Below are 21,392 nucleotides of genomic sequence, written 5' to 3'. Positions count from 1 at the left end.
ACCGCCGCGTCGGTTCCGTCGCATCCTTTCTGCCAAACCGACGCTCACCCACCTCTCACCGTCGGTTCAATCGCCCCCATTCCACCAAACCGACGCCTATCGCCCTCATCATCGGTTTCATCGAACCCATTCCGCAAAACCGACGCTCAGCAGCGCCCCACCGTCGGTTTAGCAGAACCCAACCTACCAAACCGACACTCAGCACCGCCTCACCGTCGGTTGACAGAACCCATTCCGCGAAACCGACGCTCAGCGGCGCCTCATCGTCGGTTTGGTGGAAAGTGTGCTGCACAACCGACGCCGAGCGGCCCGCTGGGAATCCATCGCAAACGCCCCTGCGATGACGGCCAGCACCGCGCCGCCAAGCACGATCCAACGCGCTCCGCCCAGCATGCCGGTCAGTGGCAGAATCACTGGAGCATCTTTGAAATACATAAATGTTCCAACAACCACATGGGTACCATTGGCGTACTCATAGCCATCCTTGCCGAATTCCCAAGGCCATTGCACCGGATATTTGTCCGTATCGGCATTGTCGATGACGAAATACTTCGGCTCCTGTTCGCATACATATCCGCTTGGAGCTTCCACTTCTACCAGCTTGTACGCCCTGTTGTAAGTGAACTCATCGGGATTCTTGAATATGGACTTATGGAGTGATAGCTGACCCTTCTCGTTGGTACGCAACGGGCTCTTTGTTTCGAGCTTCTTCCACGTGTATGGATGTTCGCTATTTTTGCCTTCCCATCCATAGAGCTCGAATTCCGCTCCAGGCAGACGTTCCGCGTTGTTGTCCGCATTCACCTTGAATACGTTGATCGGCATTTCAGCGACATCCGCTCCAGCGGCGGCTTGCGTAATATGCGCGGCGAACGTGCGGTCAGCAGGCCACGCTTTTTTGCCATTCACCTCAGCCACATTGGAAATGGCCACGTAGGAATCCTTCGCACCAATCACCTTATAGGTGTAGTCGACGATGAGCGCGGTCTTGTTCGGAACGGTAAAGGTCAGAGTGCTGGTCCACCATCCGTTATACGTATCGGTCTGTTCCGAATCGACCACATACGAATACTGACTGGAATCCAGTTCACGGACTTTGATTTTCTCGACTTCAGGAACCACATCGCCGCCGTCAACGACAGTTCCATGATTTGTGGTTATCACATTGCCCCGCTCATCGAATTTGACCCGTTCGATGATTTGCGAGCCATTCTTATCCGGCACGTAGATGTGCACGCTATCCGGGTCCAATACCAGCTGCGCATCGTTATAGCCCGCAATATGCTGGTATTTCGCCACATCCTTGAAGGTGTACGCGCTCGGCGAGCATGCTCCACGAGACTGATTATCGGATTTCTGACCGACGCACAACGAATCCGGGTTGATATTGAGCTGATACCGAGCTTCATTATCAACCTGTTCAGGGTTGCTTTGGTCGTACAGATGAATCTTGTTCATGTTCTGCTTGTCGACAAGATTCTTCCAAGCATCACGACGAATGGTCTGCTCCTGAGAGGATTCGACATCCTTGCTACCCGGGAAGGATGCGACTACCGTGTTCTCATAGGCATGGGAGACTTCATAGTCGTCAAACTGTCCATCATCAAAGGCCACACGGACGATAAGTCGCATCTGCTGGTACTTCCATCCGTCATAATTCGTCATGCCCACCTTGTCAGCCCAATTCTGCAAGGTGGCTTGCGGAATGGTGATTCTAACAGTGCCATCATCTTGGAGATCAGCAGTCGCATAGGCAGTTTCCTCACGCGGCCACCATGACGTCACATAAGTAGCTTGGCCATGATTTCCGTTGAAAGTAAATACCTTGCTTGCTCCTTTATCGTCATATTGACGCCCTTCGAGCTGCAATCCAGCTTCGCCGTCGTTAGCGGATATACCAGTCAGCAGATGTGTGCCTTTAGGCAGCTTCTCCGTCAGAACCAAGTCGCCTTTGCTTTTGCCCACCATATCCCAGCTTGGGTTGAAATCGATGGTCCACGACATATAGGGCGTCCCGGCTTTGTCTGTCGATGTAGCCGTCTTCGTCGTATTCAGCGACGTGTAATCATGGTTGGTGAAATCGGAATATGGGCCGTTCGTCTCTGCCGAATCATGCTTCACCATGTTGAATTTCGGATAATCCGGTTCCTGTGGATCAGTAGGCTTATGGTATTCCTGAATATCGGCACTCGGGCAATCCCAGAAATTACCTATATTCGCGCAATTGGTAAAACGCAATCCGTTATATTCCGTACCCAAGGCAACCGTGGAAGAATACTTGAAGGAGATTTTAGTTTCCTTCGGAAGATCGGTCTGCATGGTAATAGTGAACTGGTTCTTCTGCTGGCTGCCATTCGACGAACCGAATGCAATTGTGTACTCAGGGGTGACTCCAGTTCCCCTGTATGCATCGGAAATCGCGTCCTTAATCGACTTTTCGATAGCGGTCTGCTGTGCATCGGTGAAATAGTGCGGATAGGAGTGATTATCTTGCGTAACGCTCTGCAACGTATCGGTATATGTCCAAGGTCCCTTGAGGTCCCTGTCGCTGCTGCCGATGTTCAATTGCCAACTGAGATTGGCGCTACGCTCTTTAGTGTTTTGGTCCTCGAACACATTCACATTACCGATGGAGGACTTGGCAAATGGGTTCGACATGGAGTATGTCCCGCTCTTCGAAGCGCACAGGTTCCCATCCTGGGAATCTGTAGGACAAATTGAAACAGTATTGCTGAAGTCTTTCTGATTTGCCTGAGATGACTTCCCATCAATCGCAGTCGAATAGGTGAAAACGTACGTCTTGGTGTTGTCTTTGGAGAACGTCACGGGGAACGAAACTTTAGTGGCTTGTTCGGGATGTCCCTCTTCATACACCTGAACATCCTGGAGACTGTTCTGAAGGCCAGCTCCCGGCAAATCATTCAAAGTCCAGCCCTTCAAATTACGGTGATCCTTGTTGACAACCACCGTCCATTTGATTGCGCCGTTGGCATCGACTCCACTGGCAGTTTTGCTCAAATCAGGTTTGTTTTCGAACCACCAATCAGCGGAAGCTTCGCTTTTCACCTCATGGCCGTTATCGTCCTTCGATTCGACGTGGGCCGTGTTCTTGATGTCGCCATTGCCACCAAGTGCGACATTGCCAACGCCATCATACGAAATGACGATAGTATCCCCAGCCGCAAGTTGTGGCAGATAGGCTTCAAACGAATTCTTCCCATCCAAAGCATTCGCATCGATATTCTTGCCGTCGGCATCTTGCAAGACAACGGTGAACGACGAACCATCAGCATGGGTGCCCGTAACCGTCACCGGAGCTTTAATGGATCCGTTCTCCATCACATCGGACAGCTTCACTTTGCCAGGAGTGCCGTATTCCGGTGATGACACCGTAATTATGAAGGGAAGAGTCTGCGAAGCATTGTCCAACGTGCCCTTAGTCTTCTGCACGTTCAGATCGTACTTTTTACCGACATTGATCAATCCACCGTTGCCCGGCAAATCAATTTCCCCGCCCTCATGCTCGCCTTTTCTGCTGACTTGGGCTTCAAACGTCAACCATCCATTGATTACGCCACCTTCGCCGTTCTCGTCCATGGCGGTTTTGTTAAACACGATAGTGAACTGTCCGTTTTTATCCAGCGTATATGTACCGTACTTGGTATATCCATCAGTGCCAAGAACGCCGCCGGAAGATCCGGACAGAACTTTCAGACTGTCCGGGACCTTATAGGTTACCGAATCGGTATTTTTATCCTTCAGATAATACGGCTTAAGAGAATATTCAGCCCGGATTCTGTACTGCCAATTGGGGTTCTTGTCGGCATCGAAATCGTAAGAGCCATCGCTATTAGGCTCCATGGTCGTCCAAGGGCCGTACACCGGCTGCCCATTGCTGTATCCAGTAATGGTCCGGTATTCCATCTTGTAACCTGTGATTTCATCTCCAAGGCTGATTGCAGTACTGGAAGAATCGTTTGCCTGTGCCGTTCCAGAAGCAGCCACCATCGAAAACAGGCAAGCAAACGCCGCTACAAACGCAACCAGGACCTTTCCTGCGCGTCTAGCCCAATTGCAAGGCACCACTCGCCCAGACACTGATGCGACGCCACAGAATGCATGCTTGCGTCGACGTGATCGGCTCATGATGTTCCTTCCTTCCCGAGAATCCTTTTTCGTTAAAATCAATAAAGCTTATAGGTTTCTGCGATTCGTCGCATGTCGTACCGGCAACCACGATTGTCGCCTCGCAACGACCACTATGGCAATAATCGCAACGACCGCTATAACACCAACCATTACGTCGCGGTAGATTGCACTGTCATGTTGATCAGCCAACTCCGACAGTGGCGTTCTCACTCCAGAGACCAGTAGTCTGTGGGTATTCACGCCATATGGCGTGCACGTCATCAGGGTGACTCTGTCCTCACCTTGATGCACACGTAAGTACTTTGTGCCTTCCGTAGGAAGGATCACTTTGATGCTGTCCACCTTGTACCCCAAGGTCTCACCCATCACATCGATATAGAAAGCATCGCCCTTCTTCAGCTCGTCCAGCCTGGTGAACATCTCGGCGGTGACCATGCCTCGGTGACCGGTGATGACCGAATGGGTGTTCTTACCTCCTACCGGAAGAGAAGTTCCGTACAGATGGCCCGTTCCCTTGCTAAGAGCCACTTCACCAGTTCCATGGAAAATCGGCAGATTCACCGATATTTTCGGAATGCGGACGTCTCCCATCACACCCTGTCCAGTGTCCAGAAGGGATTGATATTCCTTGTCCTGCGCGGCCAATGAATCGTCCTGGGATTCGCCGCTTTTCTGAAAGGGATCCACAACCTCACCAATTGCGGATTGACCATTTCTATAAAGGCGCCGATTGTACTCACGCGCCGCTTTCAGTTGCTCCTTGGCTTGCGGATAAGGCCAGCTATCGACAACGGTCTTTGATTGGTTGACCATAGACCGCTGTCGATAACTAGAGATTGCCCTCGTTACGAAAGGGAACGATAAAACGATAACCGCAACAATAAAAATCACGATTGCGGCGATGGCGTCACGCTTCGCTCTCTTGGCAAGCTTGCGGTCAAGTTCGGCCGCTTGCTTTGCCTGTGCGGCTTCCGCAGACTCTTCGGTATCATCGGAGACTGCGGTTACCTCAATCTGAGTGCGAAGCGCTTTCGCCATCATCGTTTACTTTCAGGCGCTGCGACGGGCTGCGGACGCCTTGCGAGAGCGGATGACCAGAATGCCAGATGCGCCGAATAGCAGCACAGCAACAACGACGATCATCATCAAACCGATTCCGCCGGTGAGCGGCAGCTGAGTCAGATACTTGGCGTTGTACACGTTGAGCTGGTAAGCCGGAGTCTTTTCTGCAGCATCGGTGTATACGTAATCGCTGTTGTCGCCCTTAGCGACTTCGACAGTACCGTTCTCCTCAGCCTCGATGCCGGCCTTGCCATTCTTGTCTCCGATGGTCCAGTCGCCCCAAGCGGTCTTACCGTCCGCATCAGCCTTGCAGTATTCGCTGCACGTCCACGTATGCTGCTGGTAGCCGTTGCCAGTAGTGCCATTCGAATAATGGTACTGGGGCCAGATGGAGATCTTGAAGGTCGGCAGGGAGAATCCGATGTAGCCTTCTGGCGCCTGAATCTCAGAGACGGTATAGGTGCCAGCATCAAGGCCAACCAATCCTTCGACAATACCCTTGTCGTTAGATGTGAACACACCCTTGGATGTCAAGGTCTCATTCTTGGAAGGCTTAGCATCCAGCCAAGATACGTCATAGTGGCCCTCATCGTCCTTCGTGGTGGCAAGGTACTTGCCCTTATGCTCTGAAGTATCGCTGGCCTGCACCACGAACTTCGCGCCCTGCAGAGCTTGACCGGATTTGCCGTTGCTGCTCTTGTACGCTTCATCGGTCTTCTTCAGCTGGAACTTGAATGTATACACACATTCACTTCATCGCCCGGAAGGTAACCAATGCTGCTGCCATCCGAAGCACGGTTCGAATACACCAAAGTGACCTTATTCGGATTACCCAACGCATTGTTGGCCGTGGAAATCGCAGCATACTTGTTCAGAGTCGCCTTGAAAATCACCACGATTGTATCGCCTTCCAGCACGCCCTTGCCATTCTTCGCAGCAGTGGAGCTTGCGGTGATGTTGACATACTTGCCCAGATCGATCGTGGTCTCAGTACCGTCATTGTAGGCGGTTCCAGAATCCACAACATCCTTGAAGGCGACATCATAATCAGTGCCTTCCTGCAATATCGCATCCACATGTCCAGTTTGCGGATTGACCAGCTGCACCGATTCCACCGCTTTGGTGACGTTATTGGTCTTGCTTCTGTCAACGGTCAGTTGCTTGGATGCGGTATCGACAATATCGAGATGGCGAGTGATGGCCTTTTCATTCACTGGGATGTTATCCCACGACGCATAGTTCGAATTATAGTTCGAATTATAGTTCGGATTATATCCGTAACCAGTGTAGACCGGCACGCGGGAGTAAATACGATAGCTTATCTCATCACCGACCGCATAATCCGGATGGTCCTGGGACGTATACCCAGTGTTCGCGCTGCCTGTCACCACTTCCTTAGCAATGGAAGGCAACGTGTTCTTGACGGTGATCTCGCCAATCACGCCTCGATTGCCATAATTCACATCCACCGACTTGGTCGTTCCATCAGCAGTCTTGAACGCAACGTTCTTATACGTGGTGGAAAGCAAAATCGGGACAGACGCGTTCTCCTGAGCATTCTTTAGATTCTTTCCACTGGCCAGACCCTGATCGGAAGTGTTATCGTCCAGCAACCACATGCCTTGGGAGACTTCTTCAGGCTTGCCGTCAGATTGGAATGAAGCATCAGCAGCGTAGGTGTTATTGTCTGCACCGTCTTTTGCACGCAGCAAAGCATCCAGATTCGTGGTGAAAGCACGAAGATCAGACTTGGAGGTCTGCCAATCAACACCACCGTTCGCGACACCATTTTCACGCGCATCGCCAGAGAAATACGAAGCAAGCCAACCCATCGGATTATTTTTCTTCGTATTGTTATCGCTCACCCAATAGTTCTTATCGGCTGTGTACAAGTCATACAGAGTGGTTTGCTTACCTTTGGCATCCGAGGCAGTAGTTTTTTTCATCGCAGTCTCGATGGGCGTCACATACTTATCAATGGTGTCCATCTGGAAAGACTGAAGCAGATACTGGTTCGCAGTGGATGACAGCGCTGCGCTCACATTGGTGAGCTTCGCCAGATTCCATCCTTGGAATTGATGAATAACTGTGTATTCATCTTGATTTTTAATGGTGATTGTGCCCGTAGTCGGATTGGACTTCGGTTGTACCACATCGTCGGCGTTGGCCGACGCCGCACCTAGAGCCAGACCGCTGAGTGCAATACCCAAAGCGGCCGCGCCCGAAAGCACGCGCTTCACAATACTGTTCATATCTACCCTTCCTCCTTGCGCAGGAGATTGGCTCTTCAATTCGTGCTGCCTCGGCTGTATTCGAAAAAGCGGGAGCATCGCGGTTGCTCTCATTGCACACAGCGGTAGCGGCAAGTGCTTATTTATGTACTTATAAATAGCGCTATATTCATTATGCATTCATTTAGGGGAAACTCGTCGTCGAATACCCCCCCCCCGCCTTTTCCGCATCCCCCTTGTCAAACGTTTGACAAGCCGTAAATCAACAAAACGCCCTATACGTAAAATGACCTAACTATTCATCGATTTCGGGCGTGTCGTGCACGTTCACATAACTTCCCAGCAATCCCCAACCGCTTCCCCGCAGCCGCCCAGCCATCCCCAACCCACCTCAACCCAGCTCCCCAACCATCTACAGCCCAACCCAGCACCCAACCCCTCCTCACCGTCGACCCCATCGCCCCCATCCCACCAAACCGACGCTCAGCCACCCCTCACCGTCGGTTTAGCAGAACTCATTCCACCAAACCGACGCTCAACAACCCACGCAAAAGAAACTGGCAACTTTACTTTGCCGATTTTCTCCAAACTTGCAAAGTAAAGTTGCCAGTTTCCCATAAACTCCGCAGCCTCCATCGATTCGGCAGCATCCCTTCGCCAAATCAACCGACGCCCAGCACCCCGCCGCGTCCGCAATCACACGCGACGCATCACCAACGTCGCTGCATGCTGCTGCAACCATTCGCGCAGGTATGGAATCGTAAACTCCACATACCCGTATGTCGGCGAATAAATCACACCTGCATCAATCAGCCGCTGACGATAACGCCCGGCATACTGCGCATTCCTCCCAATTCGCTTCGCCACGTCACCCGTACGTGACGGGCCATCGTCTTGCGCCATCGCAAGCAGATACGTGCGGTCAATTTCAGACAAATCCTCCACAGCCGGTTCATGCACCGTTCCACCGAGTCTGATACGCGCCGACTCAACCCCCTTACCTACCGCACTGGCATCGACGCGTCGCGCATCGCGCGAACAACGCCAAATGTTGTATCCAACCAGCTGAATCATGAACGCATATCCGCAAGTCGCTTCGGCCGCGGCGTCGAGCGCATCCGCATCCACCGCGTATCCGCTCGATTCGAAAATTGAACGAAACGACTCTCGCACCAGATCCAGAGGAATGTCTTTCAATTCGACCGGCGTCGCACGACGCAGGAACGTCGTGACCTCGTCATGCAGCAGGAACGAATCCATGCCAGGTAGTCCGGCAAGCGCAATCGCAATATTGCGGTCCTCACGGATTAAATGCTGTGCCGCGGTCGCCAAAGCCCGTATTTCCGCCTGCGTCGCACCCTGCGTTTCATCCAGCGTGATAAGCAGCCCCCGTTCAGGATGGTGCTTGCAGATCACATTAAGATACGCGCCAAGCGAAGCTCGCAATGTCAACGGCATAGTTTGAGCATTGAATTCGATTTTGCCAAGGTCAAGGCTGCCGATGCCGTCAACAGCCACGCTTGGCAAATCAACGGATTTCACCGATTTGCGATTCAATTCCGCTTCGATGATTGCGATGAGCCGACCAACAAATCCCGGTGCCGCGGTTTCATCGATTACTTCCCATTTGTGCAATTTGGCACGTTTACCGAGTGCATTCAGTAGTGCCGTCTTGCCGATGCCGCGGCTTCCGGAGATGCGCAGAAGTCGATCCGGAGCTCCCGGACCTGACAGTAGCGATTCCTCGAATTCATCCAAGATTTCATCTCGACCGAGCAACTCCGGCGGATTCGCGCCCGCGGATGGCTTGAATGGATTGATGGAGGAAATCATGGCCGGCCTTTCTCTTTTGTTCTATCCTTTCATATTCTTTTTAATCCTTTTTTATCTTTTCATATCTTTTTTCCATCCCCTCATATCCTCAGCCATGCAACAATCACACCCCACCGTCGGTTCCATCGCATCCCTTCTGCCAAACCGACGCTCAGCAGCGCCTCACCGTCGGTTTCGCAGAACCTAATCTGCCAAACCGACGCTCAGCAGCGCCTCACCGTCGGTTTCGCAGAACCTAATCCACCAAACCGACGCTTAGGGCCCTCATCATCGGTTTGATCGCTGTCATTCTGCCAAACCGACGCTTAGCGCCACCTCAGCGTCGGTTTCGTGGAACTCCTTCTGCCAAACCGACGCTTAGCACGCCCTCAGCGTCGGTTTGGCAGAATCCATGATGCAAAACCGACGCATACACCGACTAACGGCATGCCCAGACCAGCGGCACGCACCGGCTAACGCACGGTCCGCCCAGCCCGCACCTCACGCGTGGCCTTCACCGCCACGAACACCGAACGCACCAGCAGCACGCACAGGTAGCAGGCGAACAGCACCGACCCGACGCGCGGCGTGACCGCGCCGGCGGCCCACGTGCCCAGCGGCGCGGTCACGGCCGCCGTCACACCGATGATGAGCGCGGTCTTCACGTGCGCCAACTTGCGTTTGAGGTTCGCCGCACTGGTGGTGATCGAATTCGGGAACATGGCCAGCAGCGAGGTGCCGCGCGCAATCAAGTCGGACGCACCGAACAGCATCGACAGCGCAGGCACGGCGAGCGCTCCACCGCCGATGCCCAGCAATCCGGCCAACGTGCCGATTACTACACCCAGCAATACCAGGCAGATGCCGGTCGTCACGGTCATGACGATGCGTTGGCTGCGCGACGGCACGAATCCCGCCTGGTTAATAACCACGAAAGCAAGAAATGCTACGAAAATCCACCGCAGCACAAGTTCCGGCAGACGCGCGAGCAGCCAACTGCCGATTTGCCCGCCTACGAACATGCCGCAGAACAGCAGCAGCGCGGCGATCCAGTCGACGTGTCCGCCGGTTGCGTATGAAATGACGCCGGAGATGGAGGTCGGCACGATCGCCAACGTGGACGTGGCGGCCGCGTTGCGTTGCGACAGTCCCAGCCATACAAGCGCAGGCACAATCACCGTGCCGCCGCCGATGCCGAACATGCCCGACAGCAATCCGACAGCCACGCCGACCGCCACCAGTATCGCGACCGCACGCGCGCCGCGCGCCTCCCCCGCGCCAATTTCGCCAGCAGCATCTTCCTCACTGAGTGCGCCGTTCGTTCCTTTCGCGCCGAGTTCACCGCTCGAGTCGGCAAGCCCGCCGAGCGTCTCCCCCGTGTCGAGCGCGCCACTCGCATCATCGCCTTTACCGCTCACTACCGCGTTCTCGCCATCCATCTCAATCGCATCACCCATATCGCGCTCCTTCTGCGCCCGATACTACTCACCCGTCGCATGCCATCACCCGCAGATTTCACAAAGCCGCAGAACGGCATTCCGCTCACGCGTCCGCAGACCGTTTTCTCTTCTCCCCAGCCACCACAAACTACTACGAAACTCCACCGCAACCACTCATAGCAAATCACATCGCATTCCTACATCAACGCCGACAGATCCGGCGCATACACAAAAGACTCCGGAATCCGCTCAGGCTTGAGGAACATGGTCATATACAACGGAAGATAAGTGATCGGCCCGTCCGTCTCGACGTTGCCTTTGCAAAGCACGTACGCGTCACGCAAATGCCAATCCTCAATCGCAAGCATATTATCCAAAGCCTTGTGACGCCGCCAATCGTTGCCGGATTTCACTTCGATCGGCAGCACTTTTTTGCCGCTTTGCACCACAAAATCGACTTCGCCGAGATGCGTCGAATTGTAGTAATGCAGGTCGAAGCCGTGGGCGCGCAGTTCCTGGGCGACCACGTCCTCCATGATTGCTCCCATGTTCACGTCGAGATTGCCCTGCAGAAGGTCGTATTGAATGTTGCCCATGGAGGCCGCGCACAGCAGTCCGACGTCGTTGAGAAACAGTTTGAACAGGCTGCGTTTGCTGTTGTTTTCCAACGGTGGAACCGGTTCGGAGACGTTATAGCAAGGCAATGCGACGCCGGCGTCCGACAGCCAGAGGAAGCTGCTCTCGTATCGGTTTTGACGTGCGTTTTTGGAAAGGTCGGCGAGCACGAATCTGCGGTTTTTGTCGTCTAGTTGGGATGGAATCGCGTCAAAGATGTTGCGAATTTTCGTCCGATCCTTCGTTTCGGCATATTTGGCGATGTCGAGTCGGTACAAAGTCAGCAAATCCGTTTGCAGGGACACGACCTGTCCGATGTCGTGCGTATCGACGTACCGCTGCACGACGTCGGGCATGCCGCCCACCACCAGGTAGGTCTGGAACAGGTTCATCATGGCGTTGTGCACCGGCTTCGGGACGGGGGTGCGCGCCTCGTAATGTTTTTTCAGCATGTCCAGCGTTGAATCCTGTACGCCGTTCGCCATGCAGAATTCCTCGAAATCCAGCGGATACATGCGTAGTTGCTCCTCGAATCCCACCGGATACGATGCAACCTGGCGCGTCTTCACGCCAAGCAGCGAACCGGTTTCCACATAGTCGAAGCGACCGTCCTCCACAAGGAATTTGATTGCCGTGCGCGCCGCCGGACATTCCTGGATTTCGTCGAGAAGCACCAGCGTATTGCCCGGTTCCAGCGGGACACGCAAATATGCCGTAAGATTCGCGACGATCTCGTCGGCGTTCAGCGATCCTTCAAAAATCGAGGCGGCTTTGGGATCTTCCAGAAAGTTCAGTTCAGCGAAGCACTGATAGTTGCGTTTTGCGAATTCGCGGACGATTGTCGTTTTGCCGATTTGCCGCGCGCCAGCAATCAATAGCGCTTTGTTTGCGCCGCGTTTCTTCCAATCCTCAAGATCGTTCCAAACCTTGCGTTTCAGCATGTCCGACCTCCTTGGAATGTCACATGGCATGGAATTGCGTAACGGAGCTACGTAACGAAAATCGTAACGGAATTCGCAGTTTTTAGTATATCAAACGTAACGTTTTCTGTAACGAAAGTTGTAACGTAATTGTGCAACGAAATTCTGTAACGAAATTCGAGTTCAAAAAGTGCCCAAGCGCAACGAAACTCGAGTTCCGTATAAAGCAACCAAAGAAACTGCTACGAAACTCCACCACTTTCCCGTATGGTGCATTTTGAGAGCGTACAGGGGGGCGCAGGAGGTGAAACGGAACACGCAAAACGACTACGATACTCCACCACACGTCCAGCAAATCGGTGTCCTCTCTCCCCGACCACCACAAACTGCTACGAAACTCCACCGCGCCCTCTCAAATGTGTCACGATTCTGAATTTCGAGCGATTTTTTGAATTGTGACACATCCGCCACCTCACAAATACCCCCGAATGCACATTTCCACGGCAGAAATACTCGAAAAAGGCAGTACGGGGGTATCAAGACAGACGCAAATGTGTCACGATTTGAAATTTCGGGCGATTTTGCGAATCGTGACACATTTTCTGCCGCACAAATACCCCCGAACGACCGTTTTCACGGCAGAATCGTCCGGAAATGGCAGTACGGGGGCACTTGGTCTGGCACGAATGTGTCACAATCCCGAATTTCAGCCGATTTTTCGAATCGTGACACAAAACAGCCATCACAAACTGCTACGAAACTCCACCGCAGCCACACATAGCAGGTCGCACTCTGCCCGCGCAAGCCCGGACCAACCAGAGGAAAACTACTACGAAACTCCACGGCACACTTCGCGCCTGCCACAGCACACTCACACCCAGTCGGGCCGCGACGCGGCGTGCTGGATCAGCATCCACTGGTCGCGCCGCGGGTTGAGGAGCCCGAGCCACAACCACATGCCCAGCACCGAACACCCGACGCCGATCGCCACGCGCACCGCCATGGCCCGGGCATCTTTGGCGCCGTCCGAAGCGGCCTTCGCATGCGGGATCGCCACGCGCACTCCGGAGACCAGCAGCCGGTGCGTGTTCACCCCGTACGGCGTGCAGGTCATGAGGGTGAGGCGGTCCTCACCGGGCACCACTTTGAGCTTGTCCACTTCGTTGGGCTTGATCACGCTGATGCGGTCCACCTTGTAGCCGAGCGTTTCACCCATCACGTCAAGGTACATGACGTCGCCCTTGCGCAGTTCGTCGAGCCGCGTGAATAATTCGGCGTTCATGAGTCCGCGATGCCCAGTGAGCACGACATGCGTATTTTTACCCCCTACCGGCAGCGAGGTACCGTAGAGATGGCCGATTCCGCGTGCGAGCACGTCGTCGCTGGTGCCGTGGTAGATGGGTAGATTGACGGAGATTTTGGGGACGCGCACGGTGCCGATTACGCCTTCGCCGACGTCGAGCAGGCTTTGGTATTCCTTGTCTTGGGCGGCGAGGGAGTCGTCGCCGCTGCTGTTCGCATTGCTGGACGCACTGCTGGGCGCGCTGCCGCTCGCATCGCTATTCGCATTGCCGCTGCGCCCAGCACCCCCAGAGCTTCCAGCCCCAGCACCGTCCGCATCCGGCGCCTCCAGCGGATCACGCGCCTCCCCTATGACGCTTTGACTAGTTTTTGCGAGCCGCTGATTGTACGCGCGCGCTGCGGCGAGCGCCGCTTTGACTTTCTGGTATGGCCATCCGGCCACGGTTTTGGCGGTTTGGCTGGACACATTGTCGACTTGGCTGCGCTCGAGCGCCCGCATGGCGAACGGCGTGCCTACGACCAGCACGGATCCGGCGATGAGCAATACGGCGAGGATACCGAAGAACGAGGAATGGCGTTTTTCGCGATGTTCAGCTTCACGTTCGGCGCGGCCTTCCTCGTCGATGCCGAGGATGTGCTCCCACGTAGGAAAGTCGACGGTTTCGGCGGCGGAATTCGAAGCGATATCCGACGAATTGTCCGCAACAGCCAATGTGGCGGAATCAATGGCGGCGGAATCGCTCGAAGAACCCGACGCAGCTACGTTACCCAACACCGCTGAAGCACCGGAAAACCTTGGCATAAGGGAAGTGAGCATGCTGCGCAGTCGGGCCACGATTTCGCCCGTTTTACGCGCACGCTTACTGCTCATATGCATTCCTTCGTATTGCTTTACTGGACGCGATGCCGTATTCCTTTGCACCGCGATAGTTGTGCGGATTTTCCTGACCCAATCGTCGGACAATCGGCGGACGAGTCGCGGCGACACGCATAGAGGGGTGGAACTGGGTTCCACCCCTCATGGGTTGTTTTAGGTTGGGTTGGGAGCGACCGCTAAGCGGAACTCCGGTTGGTCAGGCTCGCACGGCCCTGGTATTGGACTTGCGGGAGCGGACTGCGGCGGCCGCGCCAGCACCACCCAGCAGCACACCGACCGCGATCACGGCCGCCAGGCCCGCGCCACCGGTCATCGGTAGCTGGGTCAGGTTCTTGGCGTTGTAGACGGTGTACTGCCATGCGCCCTCGTCATCACCGTCAGCGATTGCGGAGGAATCGGTCACATAGCCCTTGTCATCGCCGGCAGCATCAGAGAACGTGGCGCCGGTGATGGTCTTTTGACCGTCAGCTTCGTCGCCCGTAGTCGAGTCGATGGTGAAGGTGAACTTCGGCAGGAACGCCTGGGTGTAACCCTCCGGTGCCTCGGTTTCCTTCACGGTGTAGGTGCCGGAATCGAGACGATCCAGGTTGATAGTGCTGTCTTCTTCATTTTCCCCATCGGGTTCAATCAGACCAACCACATTGCCTTCATCATCAGAGGTGAAGTTAGTGGCATCGCTTTCATCATCCACGTAGCTCCACGCGCCTGCATTCTCGCCTTCTTCATCATCAACCCATGCCAGCCACTTGGTGGCATCGCCCGGGGCGCTCACGTGGAAGGTCGCGCCTCCCAAAGCTTCACCGGCCTTGTCGGTCTTATGCAGACGGAAACGGTAGGTGTACACGTTGACCTCATCGCCCGGAGTGGTGTGGGTCTGGGTCAGGTCCTCCGGCTCGTTGGAGTAGGTCAGGCTGTCCTTGCTCGGGTTGCCCTGAGCGTTGGTGCTATCGGAGATCAGCGCGTTGTTATTCAGCGTGGCCTTGAGAATCACTGTGACAGTGCCGCCCTCAAGAATCTTGTCCGCCTCAGACTTGGTTCCATCAGCAAGGTTGACATACTTGGCGAGATCGATGGTGGTGGTCTTGCCGCCCTTGTACGGAGCATTGCCATCAGTAATGGACTCGGTCGTCACGGTGTAGTCCGTGCCCTTCACGAGTTCCTGCGTCGTGTTACCGCTTGTGACTTTAACGGAAACCACAGCACCCTCACCCGCAGCACGAATGGTACCAGTATCCACAGTCAGACCCTTGGATGCGATATCGGTGATCTTGTAGACACGGCCTTTGGTAAGGTCAGTCGCATTGGCAGCATAACCGGTGTAGTACGGCAGCGTAGCGGTCAACTTGTAATACACGGTGTCACCTACAGCGTAGTCGGGCTGATTCTGAGCTGTTGTACCATTCTCATCCGTCACGACTTTCTTGGTGACGGTCGGCGTAGAGTTCTTCAGAGAAACCTGTCCCAAGTCGTTTGTTCCGTCAGAGGTAAACGTCACATCCTCGTTTTCCGTCGTGGGATTGCCTTCCCCATCTTCACCAGCAACTGGAATGTTGACAGTGTAGGTGGTGGAAACAAGGATCGGAGCGGACTGGGTTTCCTTCTTCGTGTCTTCCTTGGCATCAGTGCCCGCACCAATAGTCGTTGTATCGCGCAGCAGATAGAAGCCCTGGGGGACTGTATTTTTCTGTCCGTCTTCAGAACTGGTCAAGCTCTGAACATCAGCCGACGTAGAATCCATGCCCTTGATGGCTGTGGACACCTCGGTGGCGAACTGACGCAATACGGAAGCATTGCTGCCGTCCTTGGCATCGCCACCCCAGTTGGCCTCGTCTTCATACGTATCATCAGCTTCAAACAAACCATCATCACCATAGTTCGCAAAGAACCAGCCAAGCGGATTCGGGTCACCTGCACCAGCCGCAACACTATCAGCGCATTCTTTAGCACAGTAGCTATTATCTGCTTGGTAGGACGCCAGCAACGTTTGGTTATCAACCGTGATGTTCCCCAGAGCTGTCTTAATCGCATCCTTATATATTTTGGTAGTTTCCAGCGTATATCCGGTCATCACATCGTTCTCGTCATACGAAATCGAGGTGAGGTAGCCGAGACGGTACCCGTTGAACGTGTGCTCAATCTCACCGCCGCTGATGGTGATCGTTCCAATGGCTTCGTCACCAATCGCAACGCTTGGGTAGGCGCCATTACCGCCGCCTTCGGTAGCCCAAGCGGACCCGGCGCCAAGCGCCATGCCGCTCAGCGCGATGCCCAGGGCCGCGATGCCCGAGACCATTCTTCTCAGATTCGCGTTCATCTCTTTCTCCTTTCCGTAGGGTCTTTTCCAAGACCTTTCCGCAAAATCTCTTCCGAGACCTCGTCGTAAGGCCTCTTCACGAGACCGTCAAGACAACGCGCACGCCTCACACAACGCCGCACATCGCAGTACGCCCTAATTCGCCCCTTGGCTGTTCCTTCGTGTACGTCATGGAAGCATCCCTGCTTCCCCTTTTGCGCGCCGCGCCAACATTCGCCGCTAACAGAATCGCCTCATTACGACAACCTGCCTCGGCAAAGCGTTGCCATAGTGTCAAAAGCACTACCTAGCCTAAACGTTTTCATTTCCTTTGTCAAAACCACGTAAAGTCTTATAGGGGGTAGATTTCCAGCACAACGGTGTATATCGGGGGCAATTATGTACTATATAGACCTCTTCGTCTCATCATCGGCGCACAACAGAAGCGGCAAATACAGCAAACGTTGTCACATCCTCCAAACCGCCCCCGTACGCTGAACGAACACTGCAGTCCGTCATACACACTGCATACGTATCACCACGCACGGTACCACCCGTACATGCGGTACCGTCATACAGGCGTCAGCACCCCCAGTACTAGCCCCTGCAGTTACCAGCACCACCAGCATTCCAAGCAATAACCACTAGCACCACTCACGCACGCACACCAGACGAGTGACGCGGGCCACCGCCTGCACGAACACCACCAACACCACGCCGGCCACCCACCAACGCAGCACCGGCCACCTGCCCATGCCGAATCAGCCACGACCGCCGCCACAGCCCGGCCAACCACACAACAGCACACCCAACAATCAGCACCAGCAGCCCGACCACGACCGCCGCCACGGTCGTCATCTCCCCCGGCTCGTCGTATTGCGTGGTGTCCGGGACCTTCGGGTTCGGAATCCTATGGCCGCGCACCAGCAGCCGGTGCGAGTTCACTCCGTATGGCGTGCAGGTGATCAGCGTCGCGTAGTCGCGCCCCTGCTCAATATTCAGCTTGCTGATTTCGCTCGGCAGCACCACTGAGATCTGGTCCACTTGGTACGTGTAGGTTTCGTCGAGCACATGGAATGCGAACGTGTCGCCTTTTTGAAGCTCATCCAAGCCGGTCAGCAGTCGGGCCGACGGCAGGCCGGTGTGCCCGGAGACCACCGCGTGCGTGGTCGCTCCGCCCACGGGCAGCGACGTGCCGGCCAGGTGCCCGGCGGCGATCTGCAGCACTCCGTCGCTGGTGCCGTGGTAGACGGGCAGCTTCACTTTGATGCGTGGAATGGTCACGTAACCCATGATGCCGGTGCCGGTCACGTCGAGCGTTTCGTTGTATTCGCGCTTCTGCTCGTCGGTCATGTGCCACCGGTCGCCGTTCGCGGCGAGCTGTTCGTTGTATTCGTGCGCCGCCTTGAGCATGGCTTTGCGTTCGGCACCGGACATGTCCTTGGTCTGCTTCACATAACCAGCCACGGCGTACGACTGGTGCATGCGGTTCCACCAGTCGCTGAAGGTCGGGTATGCGATGAGGCCGAGTGCCGCGATCATGGCTATCGCGGAAACAGCGATCAGCACATTGAGCAGCGCATTCGACTTCTTATGCTTGGCAGCCGGTTTGGCTTGCGCATCCGATTCGCCCTGCGCAACCGGTTTAGCCTGCGCACCCGGCTTGGCGTCCGATTCATCCGTCACGTTACTTATGCTACGCCCGCTTCCGCAGAGCCGTCTTGGCAACGATCAGCAGCACCAAGCCCGCGCCCAGGATGGCCACGGCGATCCATGCGGCCTGTTGCACGTCGGCGCCGGTGTGCGGCTGATCCGGCGTGGTGGGCGGTGTGTGCGTGTTGGTGATGTCGGTGGAGTTGCCTTCCACGTCGGAGATGGTGGTGTAGCCGTTCGGCACCACCGCTTCGACCACGGTCCAATCATGATCCGCGTCAAGATCCGTCCACGTGTACGTCCACTTGTTGGACTCGTTCAGCTTCACGTTCTCCACGGCTTCTCCATCGCGCACAAGCTTCACGGTGATGGATTCAGGACGCTTGCCGTCGGAATTGTTCCGGTCGTTCCAGATTTTGCGTACGGTGCGTTCCACGGTTTTCGGCGGTTGCGCCACGCATTCGGTTTTCGGTTCGATGCTCAGCGCGCGCGACCCGCCGGAAACGCCGTCTTCGGGCACTGCGACGAGCATGTTGCCGGACGAGCACGTCCAAGTCTGGTTCTTTCCGGAGATGCCGGCAACCTTCACGTCAACGCTGTCCGACACGGCCAAGTACAGGCCGTCGCTCAGCCCAGTGAACGTCAGATGCCCGGAAGCATTGGTAACGCCCGTTGCCGTGGCGTCAGGCTTGTTCACCGCGATGAGTCCGGCGAGCGTGTTGGCCATGTCTCGCCACGTCTGCGCGTCCTTGCCGGTCATCTTCGACCAGTCGACGGGGTACGCGGTGGAGTCGGTGAATGGTGCGACGGGCTCGAAGGTGGCGCCGCCGCTTGTCGGGATCTGTCCGACTTTGTAGAGGTTGAAGCCAGCGTCCGAAATGGCGAAGTCAGTGGAATCGCTACCCGTTTCGGAGTCCGAGCCTTTGTGTTGGTAAGAAATGGCGATGCTGCCGCTGGCAGAGTCTGTTGTTGGAGCCGCGACGGCATCGCGAGTATGGAGTGCGCAGGCTGCCGCGGCGAATGTTGCGGCGACTGCACAGCATGCGGCGATGACGCGGCTTGCGATCGTGCGTTCCTTCATTGCCGACCCCTCTTCTGTGGATTGGAAAGTAAGCATGTTCGACTCGCCCCCAACGGCGAGCCGGAAAAAATGGGAGCCAGGCTGGATGCTCAAGAAATTAGGCAGTTTACAAGGGATTTGAGGTGGTCCAGCCCAGCATATGTGGGTTCAGTTATTGTTCGGTTGTTTTTTGAGTTTTGATTTTTGAATTATGTATTGCGATTCCCGTGAGCCGCTGCTGACATATGTCAACGCGGCTCACGGGTTTCGCATGGTTACTTCAGATTCTTATGGAATCCGAACGATCAGGCGTTGCGACGACGCAGAGCCATCACCAGGGTCGCGCCAGCAAGCACGAACACGGCGATACCAGCCACGTACAGCATCACAGTGCCCATACCGCCGGTGGACGGGAGGTTGGAGCCCTTCTTGTTCACCACGTTAGCCGTGACGGTGCCAGCGATCTTGTCACCCTTAGTCTGATTAATCTTCAGAGAAGTCAGCTTCGGATCATTAGACACCACATCATGGTCAGCGGTGATGGTGAAGAGAGTGTCAGCAGCAGTGTTATAGCCGGCAGGAGTATGGCTTTCCACGAGCTTGTAATCGCCATCATCGATGCGAGAGAAAGATCCAGTGTAGGTGGGTTGCTCCTCGGTGCCGCCCTTCGTCAGAGTGATCGTATCACCGACCTTCTTCCAATCTTCGTTATCGCCATTCTTGTACTTCTTGTACAGCGTGAACTCCGGCATATCACCTTCGCCCGGATTACCTTGGTCGAAGGTCTTGTTGACGTTCAGCTGGTAGGTGAAGACGATGACCTTATCCTTCGGAGTCTCGCCAGTCGGAGAGCTTGCACCTTCGCCAGTGTAGTTCGGGTTGTTGGAGTAATCAAGCCAAGCTTCGTTCGGGTTGCCTTCAGAACCAATCACAGCACTGCTCGTCAATGTGGAAGTGTATTCGACAACAAACTTGCCGCCTGCAGTGACAGCAACATCAGCATTGTCGGAATCCTTGAGACCAAGGTTCTTGACATCATCAATCGTGATGGTAAAAGAGCCATCACCCTGTGAAGTAGGCTGACTCACAATCTTCTTATACGTCTCTGCATTAAGCGTCACAGCCCTGCCTTCATTTGTAGGGACATATTTAACAGTGAAGCTATCCTCATCGTATTTCAAGCCCTTGGACTGATCATCAGTGAAAATCAGCTTGTAGGTCTTGTAGGCCGCGAAATCTTTCTCGCTCGTTGGCAAGGTGGCGGTCAGCTGGAACGGAACATGGTCGTTCACATCGTAATCGGCGGAATCCTGCCAGCCGGTCAGAGCACCAGTCGAATCGTTGATGTCCTTAACCTTCTTTTCGAAAGTCGGCTTGTCGACCTTACGGTTAATGGTCACAACACTGTTGCCAACAACGTTGACAATATACAGCGTCTGAGCATCATAACCGGTCACGGTATTGTCTTTGTCCTTGGCCAAATAGTAGCCGGCAGGAACATTCGTTAGCGGAGCAGATGCAGTGAGATCGGAGCCATACTGAGTAGCCAGGTTTGCGAACTTGAGAATCTCAGTAAGTTTCTCCTGATCAGACTTCGAGCTATTAATATTGGCCAGCGCTTCAGCAGCTTCAGCTGGTGACAGATCCGCTCCCTGATCACCCGCACCATTATTGGTCTTAAAATCGGTGCCGGCCTCAACATTACCAAGCGCGCCGGTAGTGCCATAAGTACCGGTAAGAATCTGGTAGACGGAGTAGGTGTGGGTATCTCCGTCAGCGACCTTGATACCACCAGTTGGATCCGCCGCCATGGCGGTGGAGGCGCCGGCGAAACCGGCGACGGCCATTGCCGCGGTGGCTGCCACGGCTACGAGGCCTTTGAGAACCTTGTTCATTGTTCTCCCTTTCTTATTTGTTTGAAATCTTGGATATTCAGTTATGTGTATTCAGTTATTGCCTAGTGGGCATTGGGTCGCTAC

Annotated in this window: 12 protein-coding genes; all 12 read right to left on the bottom strand. The window is 54.9% G+C overall.

Translation table 11 applies throughout. The features are described from left to right. Positions 1-249: 249 nt before the first annotated feature. The 12 genes from AC1ATL_RS08105 to AC1ATL_RS08050 all read right to left on the bottom strand — a co-directional run bounded on the left by AC1ATL_RS08105 (position 250) and on the right by AC1ATL_RS08050 (position 21,308). Positions 250-4,146: a SpaA isopeptide-forming pilin-related protein gene (locus AC1ATL_RS08105; protein WP_476569835.1), complete on the bottom strand. Its 3,897-nt coding sequence runs from the start codon at positions 4,144-4,146 to the stop codon at positions 250-252. 48 nt (positions 4,147-4,194) lie between these two features. After that, positions 4,195-5,190 carry a class C sortase gene (locus tag AC1ATL_RS08100; protein WP_432624338.1) on the bottom strand — a complete coding sequence of 332 codons (996 nt, stop codon included), beginning with the start codon at positions 5,188-5,190 and terminating at the stop codon, positions 4,195-4,197. 9 nt (positions 5,191-5,199) lie between these two features. Next, positions 5,200-5,955, bottom strand: a complete 756-nt coding sequence (locus tag AC1ATL_RS08095) for a prealbumin-like fold domain-containing protein (protein WP_476569834.1) — start codon at positions 5,953-5,955, stop codon at positions 5,200-5,202. Continuing rightward, positions 5,931-7,463 (bottom strand): hypothetical protein, encoded by a 1,533-nt coding sequence (locus AC1ATL_RS08090; protein WP_476569833.1) that lies wholly within the window; start codon positions 7,461-7,463, stop codon positions 5,931-5,933. The genes AC1ATL_RS08095 and AC1ATL_RS08090 overlap by 25 nt, the downstream gene beginning before the upstream one ends. A gap of 675 nt (positions 7,464-8,138) precedes the next feature. After that, on the bottom strand, positions 8,139-9,275 hold the full coding sequence (locus AC1ATL_RS08085) for an ATP-binding protein (RefSeq protein WP_432624340.1): 1,137 nt from the start codon (positions 9,273-9,275) through the stop codon (positions 8,139-8,141). A 452-nt stretch (positions 9,276-9,727) separates the two neighbouring features. After that, a complete protein-coding gene (locus AC1ATL_RS08080; RefSeq protein WP_476569832.1) occupies positions 9,728-10,711 on the bottom strand; it encodes a sulfite exporter TauE/SafE family protein in 984 nt (327 codons plus the stop codon). 179 nt (positions 10,712-10,890) lie between these two features. Then, positions 10,891-12,249: an ATP-binding protein gene (locus tag AC1ATL_RS08075; RefSeq protein WP_476569831.1), complete on the bottom strand. Its 1,359-nt coding sequence runs from the start codon at positions 12,247-12,249 to the stop codon at positions 10,891-10,893. A gap of 850 nt (positions 12,250-13,099) precedes the next feature. Next, positions 13,100-14,401 carry a class C sortase gene (locus tag AC1ATL_RS08070; protein ID WP_476569830.1) on the bottom strand — a complete coding sequence of 434 codons (1,302 nt, stop codon included), beginning with the start codon at positions 14,399-14,401 and terminating at the stop codon, positions 13,100-13,102. A 202-nt stretch (positions 14,402-14,603) separates the two neighbouring features. Further along, positions 14,604-16,721 (bottom strand): SpaA isopeptide-forming pilin-related protein, encoded by a 2,118-nt coding sequence (locus AC1ATL_RS08065; protein ID WP_476569829.1) that lies wholly within the window; start codon positions 16,719-16,721, stop codon positions 14,604-14,606. A 633-nt stretch (positions 16,722-17,354) separates the two neighbouring features. Beyond that, positions 17,355-18,242, bottom strand: coding sequence for a class C sortase (locus AC1ATL_RS08060; protein ID WP_476569871.1), 888 nt, complete (start codon positions 18,240-18,242; stop codon positions 17,355-17,357). 154 nt (positions 18,243-18,396) lie between these two features. After that, the gene (locus AC1ATL_RS08055; RefSeq protein WP_476569828.1) at positions 18,397-19,434 is read right to left on the bottom strand and encodes a Cna B-type domain-containing protein; all 1,038 of its coding nucleotides are present in this window, start codon (positions 19,432-19,434) and stop codon (positions 18,397-18,399) included. Between the two features lie 284 nt (positions 19,435-19,718). After that, a complete protein-coding gene (locus AC1ATL_RS08050) occupies positions 19,719-21,308 on the bottom strand; it encodes an isopeptide-forming domain-containing fimbrial protein (RefSeq protein WP_476569827.1) in 1,590 nt (529 codons plus the stop codon). Positions 21,309-21,392 lie beyond the last annotated feature (84 nt).

Source organism: Bifidobacterium sp. LH_743 (assembly GCF_056355775.1).
Note: the sequence above shows the minus strand (reverse complement) of the source record. Positions and strands in the feature narration are given on the sequence as shown.